Annotated in this window: 23 protein-coding genes and 1 pseudogene; 12 read left to right on the top strand and 12 right to left on the bottom strand. The window is 37.0% G+C overall.

Translation table 11 applies throughout. The features are described from left to right. Positions 1-7: 7 nt before the first annotated feature. The 12 genes from ACO052_RS21705 to ACO052_RS21650 all read right to left on the bottom strand — a co-directional run bounded on the left by ACO052_RS21705 (position 8) and on the right by ACO052_RS21650 (position 9513). Positions 8-745, bottom strand: coding sequence for a hypothetical protein (locus ACO052_RS21705; RefSeq protein WP_422105896.1), 738 nt, complete (start codon positions 743-745; stop codon positions 8-10). 436 nt (positions 746-1181) lie between these two features. Beyond that, on the bottom strand, positions 1182-2909 hold the full coding sequence (locus ACO052_RS21700; protein ID WP_422105895.1) for an amidohydrolase: 1728 nt from the start codon (positions 2907-2909) through the stop codon (positions 1182-1184). Between the two features lie 33 nt (positions 2910-2942). Further along, entirely contained in the window at positions 2943-3194 is a 252-nt protein-coding gene (locus ACO052_RS21695; RefSeq protein ID WP_422105894.1) for a hypothetical protein, read from the bottom strand. Next, the gene (locus ACO052_RS21690; protein WP_422105893.1) at positions 3191-4141 is read right to left on the bottom strand and encodes a bifunctional helix-turn-helix transcriptional regulator/GNAT family N-acetyltransferase; all 951 of its coding nucleotides are present in this window, start codon (positions 4139-4141) and stop codon (positions 3191-3193) included. Before ACO052_RS21690 ends, ACO052_RS21695 begins: the two co-directional genes overlap by 4 nt. 88 nt (positions 4142-4229) lie before the next feature. Then, a complete protein-coding gene (locus tag ACO052_RS21685; protein ID WP_422105892.1) occupies positions 4230-4964 on the bottom strand; it encodes a class I SAM-dependent methyltransferase in 735 nt (244 codons plus the stop codon). 13 nt (positions 4965-4977) lie between these two features. Further along, on the bottom strand, positions 4978-5433 hold the full coding sequence (locus ACO052_RS21680) for a GNAT family N-acetyltransferase (RefSeq protein WP_422108095.1): 456 nt from the start codon (positions 5431-5433) through the stop codon (positions 4978-4980). 44 nt (positions 5434-5477) lie between these two features. After that, a complete protein-coding gene (locus ACO052_RS21675; RefSeq protein WP_422105891.1) occupies positions 5478-5831 on the bottom strand; it encodes a TfoX/Sxy family protein in 354 nt (117 codons plus the stop codon). Positions 5832-5847: 16 nt separating this feature from the next. Further along, on the bottom strand, positions 5848-6480 hold the full coding sequence (locus ACO052_RS21670) for an SGNH/GDSL hydrolase family protein (RefSeq protein ID WP_422105890.1): 633 nt from the start codon (positions 6478-6480) through the stop codon (positions 5848-5850). A 7-nt stretch (positions 6481-6487) separates the two neighbouring features. Beyond that, complete coding sequence (locus ACO052_RS21665; RefSeq protein ID WP_422105889.1) at positions 6488-7075, bottom strand: hypothetical protein; 588 nt, start codon at positions 7073-7075, stop codon at positions 6488-6490. Next, complete coding sequence (locus ACO052_RS21660) at positions 7075-7572, bottom strand: hypothetical protein (RefSeq protein ID WP_422105888.1); 498 nt, start codon at positions 7570-7572, stop codon at positions 7075-7077. The genes ACO052_RS21665 and ACO052_RS21660 overlap by 1 nt, the downstream gene beginning before the upstream one ends. A 99-nt stretch (positions 7573-7671) precedes the next feature. Continuing rightward, entirely contained in the window at positions 7672-8427 is a 756-nt protein-coding gene (locus tag ACO052_RS21655; RefSeq protein WP_422105887.1) for a hypothetical protein, read from the bottom strand. Positions 8428-8610: 183 nt separating this feature from the next. Further along, complete coding sequence (locus ACO052_RS21650; RefSeq protein WP_422105886.1) at positions 8611-9513, bottom strand: hypothetical protein; 903 nt, start codon at positions 9511-9513, stop codon at positions 8611-8613. 215 nt (positions 9514-9728) lie between these two features. Between ACO052_RS21650 and ACO052_RS21645 the strand changes: the two genes are divergently transcribed. From ACO052_RS21645 to ACO052_RS21590, 12 genes and pseudogenes are all read left to right on the top strand, one after another. Beyond that, entirely contained in the window at positions 9729-10349 is a 621-nt protein-coding gene (locus tag ACO052_RS21645; RefSeq protein WP_422105885.1) for a DUF4230 domain-containing protein, read from the top strand. Beyond that, positions 10346-10921, top strand: a complete 576-nt coding sequence (locus ACO052_RS21640; RefSeq protein ID WP_422105884.1) for a TetR/AcrR family transcriptional regulator — start codon at positions 10346-10348, stop codon at positions 10919-10921. Before ACO052_RS21645 ends, ACO052_RS21640 begins: the two co-directional genes overlap by 4 nt. A gap of 168 nt (positions 10922-11089) precedes the next feature. Beyond that, positions 11090-12163: an FAD-binding oxidoreductase gene (locus tag ACO052_RS21635; protein ID WP_422105883.1), complete on the top strand. Its 1074-nt coding sequence runs from the start codon at positions 11090-11092 to the stop codon at positions 12161-12163. Positions 12164-12231: 68 nt separating this feature from the next. Beyond that, on the top strand, positions 12232-13212 hold the full coding sequence (paaA, locus tag ACO052_RS21630; protein WP_422105882.1) for a 1,2-phenylacetyl-CoA epoxidase subunit PaaA: 981 nt from the start codon (positions 12232-12234) through the stop codon (positions 13210-13212). 12 nt (positions 13213-13224) lie between these two features. Beyond that, a complete protein-coding gene (gene paaB, locus ACO052_RS21625; RefSeq protein WP_299366463.1) occupies positions 13225-13512 on the top strand; it encodes a 1,2-phenylacetyl-CoA epoxidase subunit PaaB in 288 nt (95 codons plus the stop codon). Positions 13513-13558: 46 nt separating this feature from the next. Continuing rightward, positions 13559-13900 carry a four helix bundle protein gene (locus ACO052_RS21620; RefSeq protein WP_422105881.1) on the top strand — a complete coding sequence of 114 codons (342 nt, stop codon included), beginning with the start codon at positions 13559-13561 and terminating at the stop codon, positions 13898-13900. A gap of 43 nt (positions 13901-13943) precedes the next feature. Beyond that, complete coding sequence (gene paaC, locus ACO052_RS21615) at positions 13944-14699, top strand: 1,2-phenylacetyl-CoA epoxidase subunit PaaC (RefSeq protein ID WP_422105880.1); 756 nt, start codon at positions 13944-13946, stop codon at positions 14697-14699. Between the two features lie 233 nt (positions 14700-14932). After that, complete coding sequence (gene paaD, locus ACO052_RS21610; RefSeq protein WP_422105879.1) at positions 14933-15433, top strand: 1,2-phenylacetyl-CoA epoxidase subunit PaaD; 501 nt, start codon at positions 14933-14935, stop codon at positions 15431-15433. 114 nt (positions 15434-15547) lie between these two features. Continuing rightward, positions 15548-16333, top strand: a complete 786-nt coding sequence (locus tag ACO052_RS21605) for an enoyl-CoA hydratase-related protein (RefSeq protein ID WP_422105878.1) — start codon at positions 15548-15550, stop codon at positions 16331-16333. A 69-nt stretch (positions 16334-16402) separates the two neighbouring features. Then, a pseudogene (locus ACO052_RS21600) lies at positions 16403-16663 on the top strand (endonuclease domain-containing protein); the annotation flags it as partial. 183 nt (positions 16664-16846) lie between these two features. Beyond that, on the top strand, positions 16847-17734 hold the full coding sequence (locus ACO052_RS21595; protein WP_422108094.1) for a pyridoxal-phosphate dependent enzyme: 888 nt from the start codon (positions 16847-16849) through the stop codon (positions 17732-17734). 155 nt (positions 17735-17889) lie between these two features. After that, a complete protein-coding gene (locus ACO052_RS21590) occupies positions 17890-19062 on the top strand; it encodes a 3-hydroxyacyl-CoA dehydrogenase NAD-binding domain-containing protein (protein WP_422105877.1) in 1173 nt (390 codons plus the stop codon). The last annotated feature ends 16 nt before the right edge of the window (positions 19063-19078 follow it).

The following is a 19078-nucleotide window of genomic DNA, read 5'->3' as shown; positions in this document are numbered from 1 at the left end:
GATTTTTTTAACTTCCAGATTTATAGAATGGAATCGTATTAAAACAATCTACATTCTCGGCATTCGCATAGTCTGGATTGATTCTCTTATATTTCATAAATTTTGAAGTATCGTAGACCTCCCAAATAATGAGTTCGTTGTGCCGCCCTGTTTTTGTTTTCAGGTCAATTTCGTTCTGTTTTATAACTTTATCCACAGTTTCTTTATCACCAATTTTCATTACTTTTCTGGAGCTGTGTCCTTTGTGAATTTTATTGATAATCCAATAAAACCTTACATTTTTTTTAGGCGTAGTGTTTTTTAGTGTTTCAGAAGTATTGATCGCTAACAGCTTTCCCTCGGTTTCGTTTTGGACTATTGATGTCTGTCCCTCACTTATGTTTTGTATATGCGTTGTTGTTAAGTCCTTTGAAATGTTATCCGCGGGTTTATGTCGTATAAGTGTCATAATAATAAGTTTGTCTTTGACCTTAACCTCTGTTATGAATTGTCCATCTGGAATATTTGTCAAAGGAATTAGGGTTTTTTTATCGTCTATGACAAATGATTTTTTGAAATCATCATTAAAGATATCGACTTTGTCTATGGTACGTTCTCCTTCAAGAACGAGCGTATCGCCAGTTGTGTTTAAACGGTGTTTTAATTCATCTGCCCTGTAGTTAACATTTTGTAAAAGTGTAGACTCTTGACCATAAATAAGCGAAGTCAGAAACAGACAAAATATGGCATATTTTGTTTTCATCATAAGTAGGATTTTCGTTTTTTGGGGGTAAGGTCTTTACTCGGGGGCATTGAGTATCAATATTGTAAATATAAGAATTTTTTTGTTCTTATGAGTTTTCTGTCATTCTATGACCATTTTAAAGATGCCCTATAAAGCGTTAACTGTTCAAGAAGAAGGTGCTTTCTATGACGAAAACCATTTAAAATTCAAGCATTTTTCACTTTGTAATGGTGTCAACTTAATGTCCTTGTTATTTGGCTTAAAAAGTTGGTAAATTGTGACGTTTCAATAATTTATGACTAGTCATTAAACAATATGTTTATGTTTAAAAATATGTAACACATTAGTAATGGTTTGGTAATATCTGAAAACAACTTGTCGTTTACATTTGTAGTGCTATTAATCAAAATCGAAACATTAGTTGGGCCTTCATCAAGAGAAGGAAACTAGTGTTTTTTTATTTACCGGAATTATATACGACTTTGCCATCAAAAATCGTCATCACTACTTTAGTGTCCAAGATTTTATCTTCCGTAACAGTCATAATATTCTGATCGTAAACGGTGAAATCTGCAAGTTTACCAATGGTAATGGAACCCTTAATGTCTTCTTCAAAAGCGCCATAAGCCGCATCAAGCGTATAGGATTTTAAAGCTTGTGCACGTGTCATTTTTTGTTCGGGCTCATAACCGCCCTCAGGCATTCCTTTTAAAGTTTTTCTACTAACACTAGCGTAAAAATTAGCGATAGGGTTTATAGGTTCTACTGGAACATCGGTACCATTGACAATAGGAACTCCACTTTGTAGCAGGGTTTGCCACATGTAAGCCCCTTCTTTAATTCGTTTCGCCCCCAAACGTTTAATCGCCCAAGGTCGGTCTGAAGACATGTGTACGGCTTGCATAGATGGAATTACCTGTAATTCTGCAAAACGCGGAATATCATCAGGATGCAAATGTTGGGCATGTTCTATTCTGAATCTATGGTCTAGAGCTGACTCGGGTAATGCTTTAAAGGCCATTTCATAGCGATCTAGAATTTCTCTGTTTGCTCTATCGCCAATGGCATGAGAACAGACCTGAAAGCCATTTTTAAGGCCGTTTAGAGCAGATGTCTTTACAAATTCCATGGGCAATGTTTCGTGCCCAAAATGACCGGGCCGGTCTGAATAGGGTTCTAATAACCAAGCACCACGAGAACCTAGTGCTCCATCACAGTTTAATTTTACGGACCTTATGGTAAACAAATGGTCTTCATCGACCATAATACCTTTCTCATACCAACGATTAAGCAAATCCTCATCCCAGCCCGTGAGCATAGCATACATACGGGTCTTCATTTTGCCTTCAGATTTCATTTTTTCATAAAGGGCAATCGTTTCTTTAGGAATGCCTGCATCATGGAAACTCGTAATTCCATTTTTATGGCAGGCCTCAACGGCGAGTTCAAAAGCTTTGATGTCTGTTTCAGGGGTTCTATCTGGAATATGCTGCGTGATTAAGGTTTGTGCACGTTCGTTAAAAACACCAGTTGGGCGTCCTGAGGCGTCGACTAGAACTTCTCCGCCTTCAACCTCATAGCTCTTCACACCATCCAAGGCTAAGTCCTGTAAACCTGCAATTTCCATAGCTTTCGCGTTGGCGAAACCAGCATGGCCACTAGCATGCCTTAAATAAACGGGATTGTCTGGTGAAACTTCACTGAGTAAATGATGGGTCTGAAACCCATGAACGGTTTCTGAAGGCATACTATCCCATTTGCTTTGATGCCAGCCACGACCCGTAATCCATTCTCCAGGCGCAGTCGTTTTAACACGCTCAGCCACAGCATCCACAATAGCTTGGTAGCTGGAGGTGTTCATGAGGTCTAGGTTGAGTTCATTGTAACCCAAACCCATAAAATGACCATGACCTTCAATTAAACCAGGAGTCATAGTTTTCCCTTTTAAATCGATGAGCTCAGTTCGTTCATTTTCATAAGTCTTTGCCTCCTCAAAGGATCCTGCAAATAGAATTTTATGATCCTTTATAGCAACTGCCTCTACGGTAACAGAAGTGGAGTCTACGGTATAAATAGTACCTCCATAGATGAGCATTGTGGCGTATTCTTTTTTTGGACTAGAACAGCCAATCGTAAAAATTGATAGGAGGAATGTGCCAAATAATGTGGCGAATCTCGATTGCATAAAGGTTGGTTTTAATAGTGTAAGTTACAAATATTAAAGGGATTTATGCGTCCCATTTTTCTCATCAGAAATTAATTTAGATCTTCTGAGTCTAACAATATGAAAGGCATGGATGATTACCGCCACGCCACAACCAACAATAAATGGTGGCGCATTAAGGACAATGCCATAGATGAGATATATTAAATTGGCCATCAACGATAAGGCTCTTAAATGTAAAACACTTTTCATTGCCATGGAGGCTAAGTTGAGCCCTAAAGCGGCGTATCCAATAAGGTGAATCATAATTCGAGACACATTATTTTTTCGGTTCTGTCTAAAACGTCCATCTGAGTCGGTGCTGCTTGGTCATTAAATCCGAGTTTATAATACAACTTATGAGCTCGGGGCATAGCCATAGTGGTTTGTAGCCAAAGTGCGGTAGCGTCATTTTCCATACAACGACTTATACAACGTTCTATTAGCCGTGTAGCTATACCTAGTTTTCGGTAGTTGGGATTAATAAACAATTTGGCGAACTCGAAAGTATCCTCATCCAATCGTTTAAGAGCGACGCAACCAACAATGTCGTCTTTATATTTCGCAAAAAACAAAAATCCGCCTTGTTCAAGGTAGGCTTTAGCGGGATGGTTTAAGGTGAATTTGTCATCGTCTTCCAATTCACCATTTAAAACATCTAATAACCATGGGCCAGCAAGTTCATAAAAGTACTTTTTTAAGCTCGGTTTATAATCTACAATTCTTACTGAAGAACGATCTGTCTGCAGAATTTTTGTATGGATTGGGTGATGGTTAATTTCCCAATCGATTCTGTTGAGAATATTTAGAATATCTGGGTGCCCCGTTGAGAAGACCTCTTTTAAAACATTGGAAAATGATAACCATAGCGGTTCGAGTTGCGTTTGTAATTGTCTTCCTTTTTGGGAAAGCGATACAAGTTTTGAACGCTTATCATTAGGATTAGGCTGAATGACGACTAGTTCTTCGTTCTTTAATTCTCTTAATATATTTTTTACCGTAATATGAGAGAAGTCAATCTGATTCGCAATGTCCAGAATAGTTTGTGCTGTTGCAGATTTGGCCAAGACATAATACACCGAAAACCAACTTGCTTTAAATGAGATACCAGAATTGGTATAGATTTTATCACCATCCTGCTGTAATTTCTCGCTTATTCTTCTAAAACGAGAGGCACCAGCTAAATACCCTAGTTGTTTTAATATGTCCGACATTATTTTAAATTATGAAAGTACTTTTACAAATATATGAAACTACTTTCATATATTCAAATTGTAAGTATGGGATCGTAGTTAGTAAGGTCTATAGTTTTCCAATTCTTAAGAGTATAGGGAATCTTACGGTCCTATGTGTTTCACTTTTCCATAATTGGCCTAATTCATCTTTAAGATCATTAACTGGATTATAGCCTTTATGTTTAATGAAATGTTTTACCCCAGACCATGTGTTTAAGTATCCTAGAAGGTGTTCTAAATTCCATTGTTGTTGGTTGATGAATGTAGGTGTTTCAATCTCTTCAAATGGAAATGGAAGGGTCTGATAGTTGTCGTCGATATATTGACGTTCTTTATCCCAGTAGTCTCCAATGATATTGTGGTAAAAGTTTGTGATGCTGTAGTCGATTTCAGGAGAGATTTCGATTCTACCGTAGCCAATGATACACAGTACTGCATTTTCTTTTGCCGTTCTTCTAACTTCATTGTAAAACTTTTCGAAGTTAAACCAATGAATGGCTTGTGCTGTGACAATTAAATCAAAGAACTTATTATTGAAATTAGTGGCTTCTGCCGGTTGAACGGAATAGATAACATTATTAGCTGGTATCGCATTGTCAATTTGCGCTTGGCTCATATCTGTAGCAAAAACACGTTCAAAAGATTTGGCTAAAACTGTGGCGACTTGCCCATTACCAGTGCCACAGTCCCAAGCATTTTGCCGGTGAGTTACAATTGTGTTTAAATAAGCGTATAAGTCAGAAGGATAGGTAGGTCTGTACTTGGCATAATTGCTGGATTGAGAAGAAAAGTTATCCTTCATAGATTTTTAATGGTTACCCTTGTAGTTTCAATTCATAAATTCGAGATGCTTCTCCCCAGGGGTGATAGCCTTGACCAATATACACAAAGCCGTATTGTTCATAATAACCGATAAGGCTGGTACATAAGTAGAGATATTCAAATCCTAATCGTACAGCATCCATTTTGACCTTTTCTATCAACAAAAGACCATAAGAATTACCTCTATGAGGTTCTTCAATAAATAAAGCACAAAGCCATGGGTATAGATCTCCTCTGCTGATAAAATCATTTGTTATGAGACCAGAACAACCTATAATTTCATTGTGCTTTTCTAACAAATACCATTGGGGTAGCGAATTTCTGGCACTAATGCTATGCGTTATGGCGTCTTCATAAATCTCTGGTAAAACGCTTTTCCAACTTTTTTGAAAATAGGCTATTGCCTTAGTTTTAAATTCCGGATGTTCTCTTACAGAGATGATTTTCACTTTCAACACGTCGAATTTATATGAGACAGGATGAGCTCATGTATCTAATTTTTTTGATAAAGCATTTTATTATAGTCTACAGCTTTATTAATCCAATATTCCAAGTCCTCATCCATATCAAATCCCTTTGGAGTAATAAAAATATAGCCTTTCATGGGCCTACCCGTAAAATCCATTGGCAGGCACTCTTCTTTGTGAATTTCTTCATTGTATCCCTCAACTCCAATTTTTGCCATGAGTAAACTGTCACCATACTTTTTGTCGATGTGCGTACCACAACACATTTTGTCATTGACCATGAAAACCAGTCCACCCATCATTTTTTTATCATAAAAAGAAACGTTTTTGGTCTTAATGATTTGACGGATTCTGTCTCCGAGATGTTCGTCATATGCCATAAGCTAAAAATAATGTTTATTTTCCAAAAATATATTCTATCATAATCTTTGCGGCTGCTCGGCTTCCCTTAAGCGTCGGATGAAAACCATCATTAGAATAATAGTCAAAGTTTTTGGTTGTATTGAAGTGCGTTCTCCATGCTTCGCCAACAGGTAATAGGAGGGCATTATTTAATCTTGCAGCTTCGCTGTAGTTTTTAACAACACCATCAAAAGTGTTATAATAAGATCGTGATGGCCAAACCATAAAAAAGCATAATTGAGCATTGTTTTGCCTGCATAAATCGCTGAACTTTTTACCGTAATCAATTAGGACTTTTTTTCCAAAAGCTTGCGAAGAAGGACCTTGTTGTACAATAACAAAATCGTATTTTTTTGTCTGTATCTCTTTTTGAACTATGCCGTCACCCCAATGATCCATTAACGCATAGTTAGGAAATGCAATAGTTTTAGTTTTTATATGCAATCCCTTTTCTTGTGCAACGGTTTCTACAAGTTTTGGAAGATCATTGGTATAAGTCAGGCTATTACCAATAAACAAAATTCTAGTGGTCTTTTTTTGAGCTTTATTTATTGATTTGGACGTGTTACAGCTATAGGAAATCAACAAGATAAAAATGATATGAATGCCTTTTTTTAAACAATTCATGTGCTGTTCAAGGTCTAGGATTTTTTACTTCTATCGTGATAAAACATACTAAGGTACCGTCATTAGATCGTTTTAAATCGGCTAAAAAATGTTGATCACTTCCATTAATGAAGTTTCGACCCATATGACCAGTATATTGATTAAAATTGATGTCATAAGCCTCCGGTTGAGCACCAAATACCGAGGTGTGAATATGCCGATTGTCTTCAGAACTTCCGTAATCGCCCGGTAAAATAGTTTCAACATAAATTTTACCTTTCTTATCGGTATAAGCCTCACCGCTTAGTCTGGCAGTTGACTCATCATTGATATCTACAGGGTCGTATTCGCCCTTATCGGAAGTATGGTAAAACCTTACTTTTTGGTTTGGCAAAACCTTAAGGTTGGCTTTGTTAACAAGTGTTACGCATACCACTAGTTTTTCACCTGGTTCGTTATCCTCTGTAATGTGTAATTTGTTAATGGAGTCTAATTGCTTAAACTCGTTGAGCGTTTTTTGCTCTGTATTTGTCAAGTTGTTAATTGTTCTATCAACTGCACATTGGGTGTATAATGAACAAATTCCTAATAAGACTATAAGCCTAAGATATCTCATCAATTTAAAGGTTTGTTAGTAGAAGTAACACAATCAATTTTCCATTGGTCTTCGTATTTCCTGTAAATAGCAGTCCATACGAAATGCGTTTGACCTTCAACAGTCTCGCTGTTTTCGTTTAATTGGGATACGGCAACGATTTTATCTACAATGGTGTAAGCCATAGTACCATCGTCCGAGAACTTAATAATTGGTTCGGATACATCGTCCCACTTCAAAAATTCGACACTAGTAAAATAGTTGTGGTATCTTGATATGGTTTCACTTTGATTTGGACTGTTGATAATGCCCTTGTTTACTGAAATAAAATTTTCCGAGAGTTGGTTGGCAAAGGCAATGGAATCCTTGTTGAAATGATAATCGCGTTGTGCATGATGAAGCTTTAGAATCTGTTTCTTTTCCAATTCTAAATCTACTTTTGGATGCCCATTACAGGATATAAGTGTGATGACTAAAAGAGCTAAAAGCTGACAAGAAAATCGTGTTGCAGTTTTCATTTTTGAGGTGACTTAGTACACCAAGTTAGCCAAAAACCAAAAAGCTGTTATGCCTTTTGACAAAAGTTTGTGATTTAAATTTCGCCAAATGATGCCATCTTACTTAACGGCGACCAGGTTTTTTGTAGTCGTATAATAGGGGATAACGTTAAAGAGGTCTGAAGTTGTAGAATTGATGTAATTGGGGTCTGCAAGTTGTGCTTGCATGAATTTTGAAGAATCATAGACTTCCCAAACTATTAATTCATTGAATTTTCTAGTTGCATTATTTGATTCAAGCTTGTTTTTTTGAATCAGTTTTTTTGCAATAGTTTCATCCACCAGTTTCATGGTCTTAGCAGATCCTGGAGCATTACTTATTTTAAGAATCACCCAAAAGAATTTCTTTTTTGCGGTCCTTTTTCTAGGTGATAGCAAATTTTCAATTCTATTTGTAGTGGTAACATTTATAGTATTTAAATTCTCGTCCAACATAGTGCCTTTTTCATAGGCAAGTTCGCCACTGTCACATGCATTGGACGAATTCTTAGCACGATCATACCTTATCAATTCCATAATTATAGTCCTGTCGTCTAATTGAACTTCAATCATAAATTCACCTACAGGAATATCGTTTAAAGTAATATTGACTTTAGAATTGTTGACTTCAACCGTTTTTTCAAAATCGCCGTTAAATAGGTCTACTTTGATAATGCTTTGGCTACAGTCCAGAATCAAGCTGTCTCTGGTCTTATTTAAATGATGTTGGAGTACTTTGGCTTTCGGATTAAAATTTTTAAGCAAAACGATATCCTGACTATTTGATACCATAGTCAAAAAGAGCATAAGTAGCGCAAGTAGGTTTTTATACATCATATTTGCTTTAAGATTTGAGGTTAGAAATATGCTATGTATCTGTTGGTAAAATTATAACTAACTACTTGACTGAGAATAAATTTAAGCTGTGTTGCGTTTTTTTTAGTTGAGGTACTTTCAAAAGCGATGTAAAGCAAAAAACAGGGTTGATTATACCCTCGTTTAGTTAATGTTTAGAAGGCATTAATATAACTTCGATGGCGCTTCAGAAGTAAAATAAGGTATGACATCGAATAGGTCAGATTCTGAAGAATGAACGTAATCGCGGTTTTCAGATTGTTTTTTGATAAAGTTATTGGCATCATATACTTCCCAAATGGTCAACTTATTTAGTTTGCCTTGTTGGGTCTTGTTTTCAAGCTTATATCTAGAAATAAGTTCGTCCGCTTCACTATGGCTTACCATTCTCATTGATTTTGCTGAGTTTGTACCACTGTTTACCAAATAGGAAATCCAAAAAACTTTACTACTTGTGTTAGCTTTTTTTGGTTTCCAGTTAAGCATGCTTGATAAACTTCTTCTGGATTTCATATCCGATCTAGGGAGTTCTTCATTGCGCACTATAGGCTTTTCAATTTCATGCTTTACGGGCGTTTGAACAACCATCACAAAAATCGATTCATTTTTTGCATTTAATGCGACGTCATGCTCAATGATTCGTGGATTAGTTTTAGAAATGACGTCTGCGTATCTCATATCCCTTTCAGGAATTACAGTATTACTTATAGGGTCACTTTCTAATTGTTCTTCCGAAATAATTTCTATTTCCTCATGCCTTAAGAGTGTCATTATGATTCTCTTATTCTGCATTTTTGCTTGAACAACAAGACGCCCCAGGGGTGTGTCGTTTAATGGAATTTTGGTTTCGTTCGCAGCTACGTCAACAACTTTCTCAAAATCCTGATTAAATATTTCTACGCTATAAATGGTTTTTTCGCTTGTTAAAATTAGACTGTCTCCAATTTCATTTAAACCATGCTTTAAGTCTTTTGCTCTAAAATTAACATTTTGCAATAAAGTTGATTTTTGACCATAGGAGGCCAGCATCAAAAACATAAAAACCGGTATAGTAAAGTTTTTAAGCATTAAAATGGATTAATAGCACTGTTACTGTTATAAAAATTGAAGGATAACAGCATTGTAACATGTTAAATTACTAAATAGTTGATTGTGAGTAAGAGAACTAAGACGCATTACACTTTTTATAGATAAATGGCTTAGACCTTCGATGTAATTCAGAAAAACAGGATGTAAAAATGGTATTAAATGAGCTATGAGATGTAATTTGATTAAATTAGCTTATGCGAAAGATTTTATTTGGAGTTATCATAACACTCATTGTATTATATACTTTTAAGTACTGTGGAGATAAAAAAGAGGATAAGATTACCCTGCAAGAAAATACGACCCTAATTCAAGAGCAGATTAAAAATGTTGGTAAGCTGGTGGTTACCGAAGGGCATTTTAGTGAAGTATACACGTATAAAAATTCTAAGTCGATATTTGCTGATTTATTAGAGGCGGAAAAGCAAGCTATAGTTATCGTAAATGCTGATGTAACGGTGGGTTATGATCTGAGTAAGATCGAATACAAAATAGATGAGGTCAATAAGACATTACAGATTTTAAATATTCCGGAGGAGGAAATAAAAATCAGTCCAGATTTAGAGTATTACGATATTCAAGAAGACTTTTTAAATCAATTTGAAGCCAAGGATTATAATGAAATTAAGGCCACTGTCAGAGCGGCATTGATGAAAAAAATAGAAGAATCAGATTTAAAATCAAATGCCCAAAACAGACTAATTAGTGAGCTGTCCAAATTCCTTATTCTTACAAATTCTTTAGGTTGGACTTTAAAATATGATCAGACGCCTATTGAGTCGGTCGAATCCTTAAAACTAATTGACTTAAAACTTTGAACAATAAAGCAGAAACCCGAAAACAAGAAATAATTAGAATAGCCGCAAGGTTGTTTAAGGAAAAGGGTTATAGTGCTGTTACTATGCGCGACTTGGCTTCGGAAATGGGGATCAAGGCTGCAAGCCTATATAATCATATTGATTCAAAGCAAGATATCCTCGATGATATTATTATCTCCTTGGCGGAAGCGTTTACAGAAGGGATGCGACGGATACAATCTTCGGGGGACAACTGTATTGGTAAACTCAAACAAATTATTGAGCTGCATGTGAGCTTATCGAGTCAGAATATTTATGGTATGGCTTCGTTGAATAACGATTGGATGCACCTCACTGCAAAGCGTGATTATTATAAGCAGTTGAGAAGTAACTATGAAGATGATTTTAGAAGTATTCTCGAAGAAGGGATTGCTTCTGGCGAAATTGTAAATGAAAGACCAGAAACGATGATGTTCTCAATATTAACAACACTCAGATCGCTCTATATCTGGATACCTAAAAAAGAAGAATTGGATCTCAAGGAATTATCTACAACACTCAACCAGATCCTCATTAAAGGAATTAACAAATAGTTTAGATATAATTTTATAACTTTGCTACGTAAACTAACAACTGTTAGTTTGTTAACGTTCCTCTGACCGAAGCCCACTCAAAGCTATTGAGGTGGTACAAATCAGGAACTGCATAAATAAGTTTTAGAAGTATAATTAAAGGATACCGCGTTTAGATAGCGACATAAAATGGCAGAGTTTCATAGCTTAAGAGTTAAAGATATTTATAAGGAAACAGAAGACACTTCAGTCGTAACCTTTGATGTGCCTTCAGCGTTATCTGATGTTTTCAGATTCAGACAGGGACAGCATTTAACCTTGAAAACGGATATCAACGGAGAAGATGTGCGTCGTTCGTATTCATTGTGCTCTAGTCCAAATGAAGCGAAATGGCAAGTTGCAGTAAAACAAATACCTGGCGGAAAATTCTCAACCTATATCAATGAAGAACTTAAGGCAGGTGACTATCTTGATGTGATGGCACCAAGTGGAACATTTGGTGTGGACTGCCATCCAGAGCATGCTAAAAACTATTTGTTCTTTGCGGCAGGAAGTGGAATTACTCCGGTTATTTCAATGATTAAAACGCATTTGTCTGAAGAACAAAATTCGACGTGCAAATTATTTTACGTCAATAAAACGGCAAAATCCATTATCTTTAAGGAAGAACTTGAGCAGCTTAGAAACACCTATTTTGGGAGGTTGGAAATTTACTATTTCCTCACCAAGGAACGAAGAGATATAGAGTTATTCAATGGTCGATTTGATGATGATAAGATGGATGTGCTAACCAAAATCTTTATTGATATTCCCGATACCAGTGAAGTGTTTTTATGTGGTCCAGAACAAATGGTAAATTATGTCAGTCAATATTTAATCAATGCAGGCTTACCGAAAGAATTAGTGCATTTTGAACTATTCGTTACAGGACTTACAGAAGAAGATATTAAGCGCCAAGAGCGATTGGCACAACAAAATGTAGAAGGTGTTGAAGTTACCATAGTCGATGGTGGTAAAGAGTTTTTATTCACCATGACTAAAGACTATAACAATATTTTGGATGCAGCTTTAGGTGCCGGAGCTGATTTGCCATTTGCGTGTAAAGGAGGTGTCTGTAGCACATGCAAATGTGAAGTTAAAGAGGGAGAGGTAGAAATGATGATTAATTATGCCTTAGATGAAAAAGAAGTGTCACAAAATCTCGTATTGAGTTGTCAAGCAGTGCCAACAACAGAAAAAGTAGTTGTTGATTTCGATGTATAGAAGATATTGAAAAAGAAAATAAAATGATTAGCTAATAGCTAAGCGCTAATAGCCAAAAGCTAAAAACTATGAGCGAAGAACAAATTAGAAGTCAGGGGACTGAGCGAAGTCGAAGTCTAGAAGAACATTTTGACGAGCGTATTGCGCGTGACGAAAAAATCGAACCTAAAGATTGGATGCCAGAGAAGTACCGCCAAACGCATATTCGGCAAATTTCTCAACACGCACATTCTGAAATTGTCGGTATGTTGCCAGAAGGTAATTGGATTACCAGAGCACCTTCTCTAAGACGTAAGGTCGCTTTGCTTGCCAAAGTGCAGGATGAAGCCGGGCATGGTCTATACTTATATAGTGCTTGTGAAACACTTGGGGTGTCTAGAGAAGAATTGTATGAGCAATTACATACAGGAAAAGCAAAGTATTCAAGTATATTCAATTACCCAGCATTGACCTGGGCAGATATGGGAGCCATTGGTTGGTTAGTGGACGGTGCTGCCATTATTAATCAGGTGCCCTTGTGCAACACATCTTATGGACCATATGCAAGAGCTATGATTCGCGTATGCAAGGAGGAAAGTTTTCACCAGAGACAAGGTTTCGAAATCATGCTGAAGCTTTGTAACGGAACGCCAGAGCAAAAAGAAATGGCTCAAGATGCACTAAATCGTTGGTGGTGGCCCAGTTTAATGATGTTAGGGCCAACAGATGATAAATCGGTACATACCGAGCAATCTATGAAGTGGAAGTTAAAGCGTAAAACCAACGACGAGTTACGTCAGCAATTCATAGATCAAACAGTTCCACAAGCTGATGTTTTAGGATTAACGGTGCCGGATGCAGATTTAAAATGGAATGAAGAACGTCAAAGTTATGACTTCGGAGAAATTGATTGGGACGAGTTTTGGCAGGTGGTTAAAGGTCATGGCCCTATGAATAAAGAACGAATGAAAGCACGGGTTGGTGCTTGGGAACGTGGCACATGGGTGCGAGACGCTGCCATGGCTTATGCTGAAAAGAAACAAGCGAGAAAAGAAAAACAAGCGGTTTAAAATTATAACGATATGGCAACAAAAAATTGGCCACTTTGGGAAATCTTCGTAAGAAGTAAGAATGGATTAGAACACAGGCATTTTGGAAGTTTGCATGCTGCTGATGCTGAAATGGCGCTTGAAAATGCTAGGGATGTTTACACCAGAAGAAATGAAGGTGTAAGTATATGGGTTGTGGAATCCAAACATATTACGGCATCCAATCCGGAAAATAATGGCGAACTATTTGAACCTGCTCAAGATAAGGTATATCGTCATCCCACCTTTTATGACGTCCCGGATGAGGTAAAACATATGTAAAAAAAGTACGAAACTGAAGTCGAAGTCGAAGATGAATTCGTTTTGAATGAAAAATTATGATTTAGATAGTAGATTAGAAGACTTTGCAGCGTCAATAATAATTTTTTACGACAAAAGACCTTTGAGTTATTCAGGTGATTATCTGGCAAAACAGTTAATTAGATCATCTTGTTCATCGGCTTTAAATTTTGGTGAATATCTTGGTGCAGCATCAGATAAAGATAAGGCTAATAAATTAAGAATTACGCTCAAAGAATTAAGAGAAAGTTTGAGAAACATAAATATTCAAATTAAGGCAAAAATATTTACAGAAGAAGAATTAAAACCCTTACAAAAAGAAAATGACGAGTTAATAAGAATTGTAGTGACCATTTTGAAGCGATATTAATTTCGTCTTCGGTTTCAGTTTTATCTTCGTCTTCAGAAAAATTATGAAAAACGAAAATTTATACAACTATATCCTCGGAATAGCAGATAATAGCTTAATTCTGGGTCAACGCTTAGGTGAGCTTTGTGGTCATGGGCCAAATCTAGAAACCGATATTGCTTGCACAAATATTTCACTCGATCTTTTTGGTCAGGTGCGTAGTTATTTTCAGTATGCAGGCAAAATTGCAGGAGATGGAAGAACAGAAGACGATATCGCCATGTTGCGCAAAGAACGCGACTATAAAAATATATTACTGGTAGAACAACCCAATACCAACTTTGCCTATACTATTGGAAGACAGTTTTTATTTGATGCCTATCATTTAGCATTTCTCAAAGAATTGCAAAAAAGTTCGGACTTGACATTGTCAGCAATTGCGAATAAATGCGTAAAAGAGGTGAGCTACCACGAACGTTTTTCATCAGACTGGGTTAGGCGTTTAGGAGATGGGACGGATGAAAGTCATGAAAAAATACAGGAAGCTATTAATGACCTCTGGATATATACAGATGAATTGTTCCATCAAACTGATGCCGACAAGGCCATGGTCTCCGAAGTCATTGGTGTTGATGTTACCGCATTGAAAGAAGCGTATTATGCTTATGTCAAAGAAGTTCTCGAAGAAGCCACTTTAAAAGTTCCAGAAACAAAGTACTTCCAAAAAGGTGGTAAGCAAGGCGTACATACCGAGCACTTAGGTTATATTTTGGCCGAATTACAATATATGCAACGGGCATATCCCAATATGGAATGGTAGCAAATCTATGATTTGTTATGCTGAACGGGTTTCAGCATCTCATTATATGAAACGATATAAGATTCCCGATTGTCCCCTTGAGGATATCGAAATTAAAGCAATAGCTTTGATTGAAGATACCGAGCGTAGCTCATAGGGGTGTTGTTACAGTAATTAAGTTATTAGAAGTAATTTTCGATAGAAAATCGTATTGAGAAATAATTTATAACATTTCTGTTTTTTTAGTAATAACTATGACCACAACAGAGCAAAATATAGATCAAGGATTAATTCCAATTCTGGAAGAGGTGTCAGATCCTGAAATTCCGGTGCTGTCTATTATGGATATGGGGGTTGTGCGATCGGCCGTGATTGTTGATGGTAAGGTGAACGTAGAGATTACACCAACCTACAGCGGTTGCCCAGCAATGGACGTTATTGGGGATGATATCAAGAAAGCCTTAAAAGATGCGGGTTATGAGTCAGAAGTGGATCTAATCTTACATCCAGCATGGACAACAGATTGGATTACACCACGAGGTAGAAAAGCCTTAGAAGATTATGGAATTGCCGCGCCATTAAATGCCGAAGCGGATAAAAGTGTGTTGTTAGAAGGAAAGCGTTTGGTAAAGTGTACAAATTGTGGCTCAAGGAATACAAGATTAGTAAGTCAGTTTGGTTCAACGGCCTGTAAAGCACAATTTCAATGTGACGATTGTCACGAGCCATTCGATTATTTTAAATGTTTAAAATGACAACTTGTTGTCATGCTGAACTGTCACACTGAGCGTAGTCGAAGTGTTGTTTCAGCATCTCATTAACATAGATGCAAGTGTAATTAAAAATCCCTAATATTGGGGAAGTAAGGTATGAGTAACGAATCAATTCTTTTAAAGATAGAGAATAAAGTAGCGTACATTACGCTCAACAGACCAGAAGTGTTCAATAGCTTTAACCGCGAAATGGCATTACGTCTTCAAGAGACTTTTGACGCATGTGAGGCCAATTCGGAAGTAAGGGCCATTGTACTTACGGGCAGCGGAAAAGCATTTTGCGCAGGTCAAGATTTAAAAGAAGTTACAACGCCCGAATTGAATCCTGGCTTCAAAAAAATATTGGAAGAACATTACAACCCAATAATAAAGCGAATAAGAACTATAAAGAAGCCCGTAATAGCAGCAGTTAATGGTGTAGCCGCAGGAGCCGGAGCTAATATTGCATTAGCCTGTGACATCGTAGTTGCTCACGAAAAGGTGAGTTTTATTCAAGCCTTTAGCTTAATAGGTTTGGTGCCGGATAGTGCAGGAACCTTCTTTTTACCACGATTAGTAGGCTTTCAAAAAGCACAAGCATTAGCCATGCTAGGAGATAAAGTATCAGCAGAAGAGGCAGAGCGCATCGGAATGATTTATCAAGTCATACCGTTGGAGCGGTTCAATGATGAAGTTGCGAAATTAGCGGTGAAGTTGGCTAATATGCCAACCAAAGCCTTAGGTATGATTAAGGAATTATTCAACGCATCCATGGCCAATACTTTAGAAGCACAATTAGACATGGAGTCTAAGTATCAAATTGAAGCTGCTCAAAGTGACGATTATAAAGAAGGTGTAGCCGCATTTATAGAAAAACGAAAGCCGAATTTCGAAGGGAAATAAATGATCTTATTGAAGATAAACTTTAATATTGAGAATTGTCCCCTAGAGGGGACTTTAGGGGTGTAAATATTGAAAAACAAAATAATTCCATACAATCCAAAATTAAAAGACTATGCAAGAGAGCTTAGAAATAATAGCACTCTAGCAGAAGTTTTACTTTGGAAGAGAATTAAAAACCGGGCCCTTGGTGTTCAATTTCATAGACAAGTTCCAATGTTGAATTACATTGTTGATTTTTACTGTCATGAACTCATGTTGGCTATAGAGATTGATGGGAACTCACATGAGTACCGCTATTTTGAAGATAAAAATAGACAAGATAAACTTGAAGAATACGGAGTGAAATTTATTAGATTCAGTGACGAAGACATAAAAAATAACATGTTCAGTATTTCAATGTCTTTGGAAGAAAAAGTAAAGAATTTAAAAACACCCCTAAAGTCCCCTCAAGGGGACAATCAAACCGGTCTAAAACAAACCCTCATAGAAGCCCATAACAGAATAAAACCTTTTATTCATAAAACACCTGTGTTAAGCTCATGTTTAATCAATGAAATGGTGGATGCTGATGTTGTTTTTAAATGCGAGAACTTCCAGAAAATGGGAGCCTTTAAAATGAGAGGTGCATCCAATGCGATATTGTCTTTAACCGATGAAGAACGGCAACGAGGTGTAGTAACACATTCTTCAGGAAACTTTGCCCAAGCAGTTTCATTGGCTGCCAAAAAATTGGGAGTTAAAGCCTATATTGTGATGCCAGAAAACGCGCCACAGGTTAAGAAGGATGCCGTTAAAACTTATGAAGGTGAAATTATTGAGTGCGAATCTACACCACAAGCAAGAGAAGCAACAGCGAACAAAATAAAAGCGGAAAAAGGCGCCTCTTTTTTACATCCCTCAAATCAAGATGAGGTGATTTACGGCAACAGCACAGCTGCTATTGAGTTATTAGAGGAATATCCAGAATTAGATGTAATTTTAACACCGGTTGGCGGCGGCGGACTTATTGCAGGAACAGCTTTGGCAGCAAGATATTTTTCAACCAGGTGCAAGGTTATTGGTGGCGAACCTATGGAAGCAGATGATGCGTACCGCTCTTTAATTTCGGGAAAAATAGAAACCAATACTAGCTTTCATACCGTTGCTGACGGACTGCGTACACATTTAGGTGATTGTAATTTTCCTATCATAAAAGAGCATGTGGAGAAAATAATACGTGTTGAGGAAGATGAAATTGTAGAAGCCATGCAAATCATTTGGGAGCGAATGAAAATTATTATCGAACCCTCTTGTGCTGTACCATTTGCTGCAGTTTTGAAAAGCAAAGAAGAATTTAAAAATAAAAAAATAGGAATTATCTTGTCGGGAGGAAACGTCGATGTGACAAACCTTCCATTTTGACAATATGGGGTGTCCCCTTGAGGATTATCGAAATTAAAGCGATAGCTTTAATTGAAGATACCGAGCGTAGCTCATTAGGGGTGTAAAAAGAAGTTCAACTAAAATGATTTCTGGTAAAGTTTATCTTGAAAGGAGTCGAAAGGTCGAAAACAAATATGAACATAGGAATTATAGGTTCAGGAACCATGGGAAGCGGCATAGCACAAGTTGCCGCTACCGCTGGTTGTCATGTGAAATTATACGATACCAATGAAACTGCTTTAAACAAAGCAAAGGCCAGCCTTGAAAAAATATTGAATCGCCTTATTGAAAAAGGTCGAATAGATGCCGATGAAAAGCATCGCATCCAATCTCATATTTCCTATGTCGATAGCTTAAAGGATTTGGCGGATTCAGACCTGACAATTGAGGCAATCATAGAAAATCTAGATATCAAACAAAAGGTGTTTTCAGAATTAGAAACCTATGTCTCAGAGGACTGTATTATTGCATCGAATACGTCGAGTTTGTCGATAGCATCCATAGCCTCATCACTCAAAAAACCAGAGCGTTGCATCGGCATTCATTTTTTCAATCCAGCACCGTTGATGAAATTGGTTGAGGTCATTCCAGCCATTCAAACATCGCGAGACGTTTTAGATATTTCGGTTAAAACCATTTCAGATTGGAAAAAAGTAGTGGCTGTGGCTAAGGATACACCAGGTTTTATTGTTAATAGAGTGGCGAGGCCGTTTTATGGAGAGTCCTTACGTATTTATGAAGAAGGGATAGCTGATTTTATGACGATTGATTGGAGTTTAAAAACCTTGGGTGGATTTAGAATGGGTCCTTTTGAGTTGATGGACTTTATTGGTAATGATGTCAATTATACAGTAACCGAAACCGTATTTACAGCCTTCTATTTCGATCCAAGATACAAACCAGCATTTACCCAAAAACGTTTAGCGGAAGCAGGTTATTTGGGACGTAAGTCAGGAAAGGGCTATTACGATTATGATGAAAACGGTAAGCTAATTGGTGGTTTTGATATCACCTCGAGCGCAGTCGAGAGGTCTCTTGCACAACAAATTTTTGATCGTGTATTGGTCATGCTCATTAACGAAGCGGCTGATGCGTTGTTCTTAAATATCGCCTCAACAGAAGATATTGACAATGCCATGACCAAAGGGGTAAATTATCCAAAAGGTTTACTGGCATGGGCAGATGAAAAAGGCATCGATTGGTGTGTAAATCAATTAGATGGTTTATACAATGAATATCACGAGGACCGCTACCGCTGTAGTCCGCTATTGAGAAAGATGAGTAGAACGAATAAAACATTTTTTTAATTAGTAGAATGTCATT

The organism is Winogradskyella sp. (assembly GCF_965228925.1).
Lineage (GTDB): Bacteria > Bacteroidota > Bacteroidia > Flavobacteriales > Flavobacteriaceae > Winogradskyella.
Note: the sequence above shows the minus strand (reverse complement) of the source record. Positions and strands in the feature narration are given on the sequence as shown.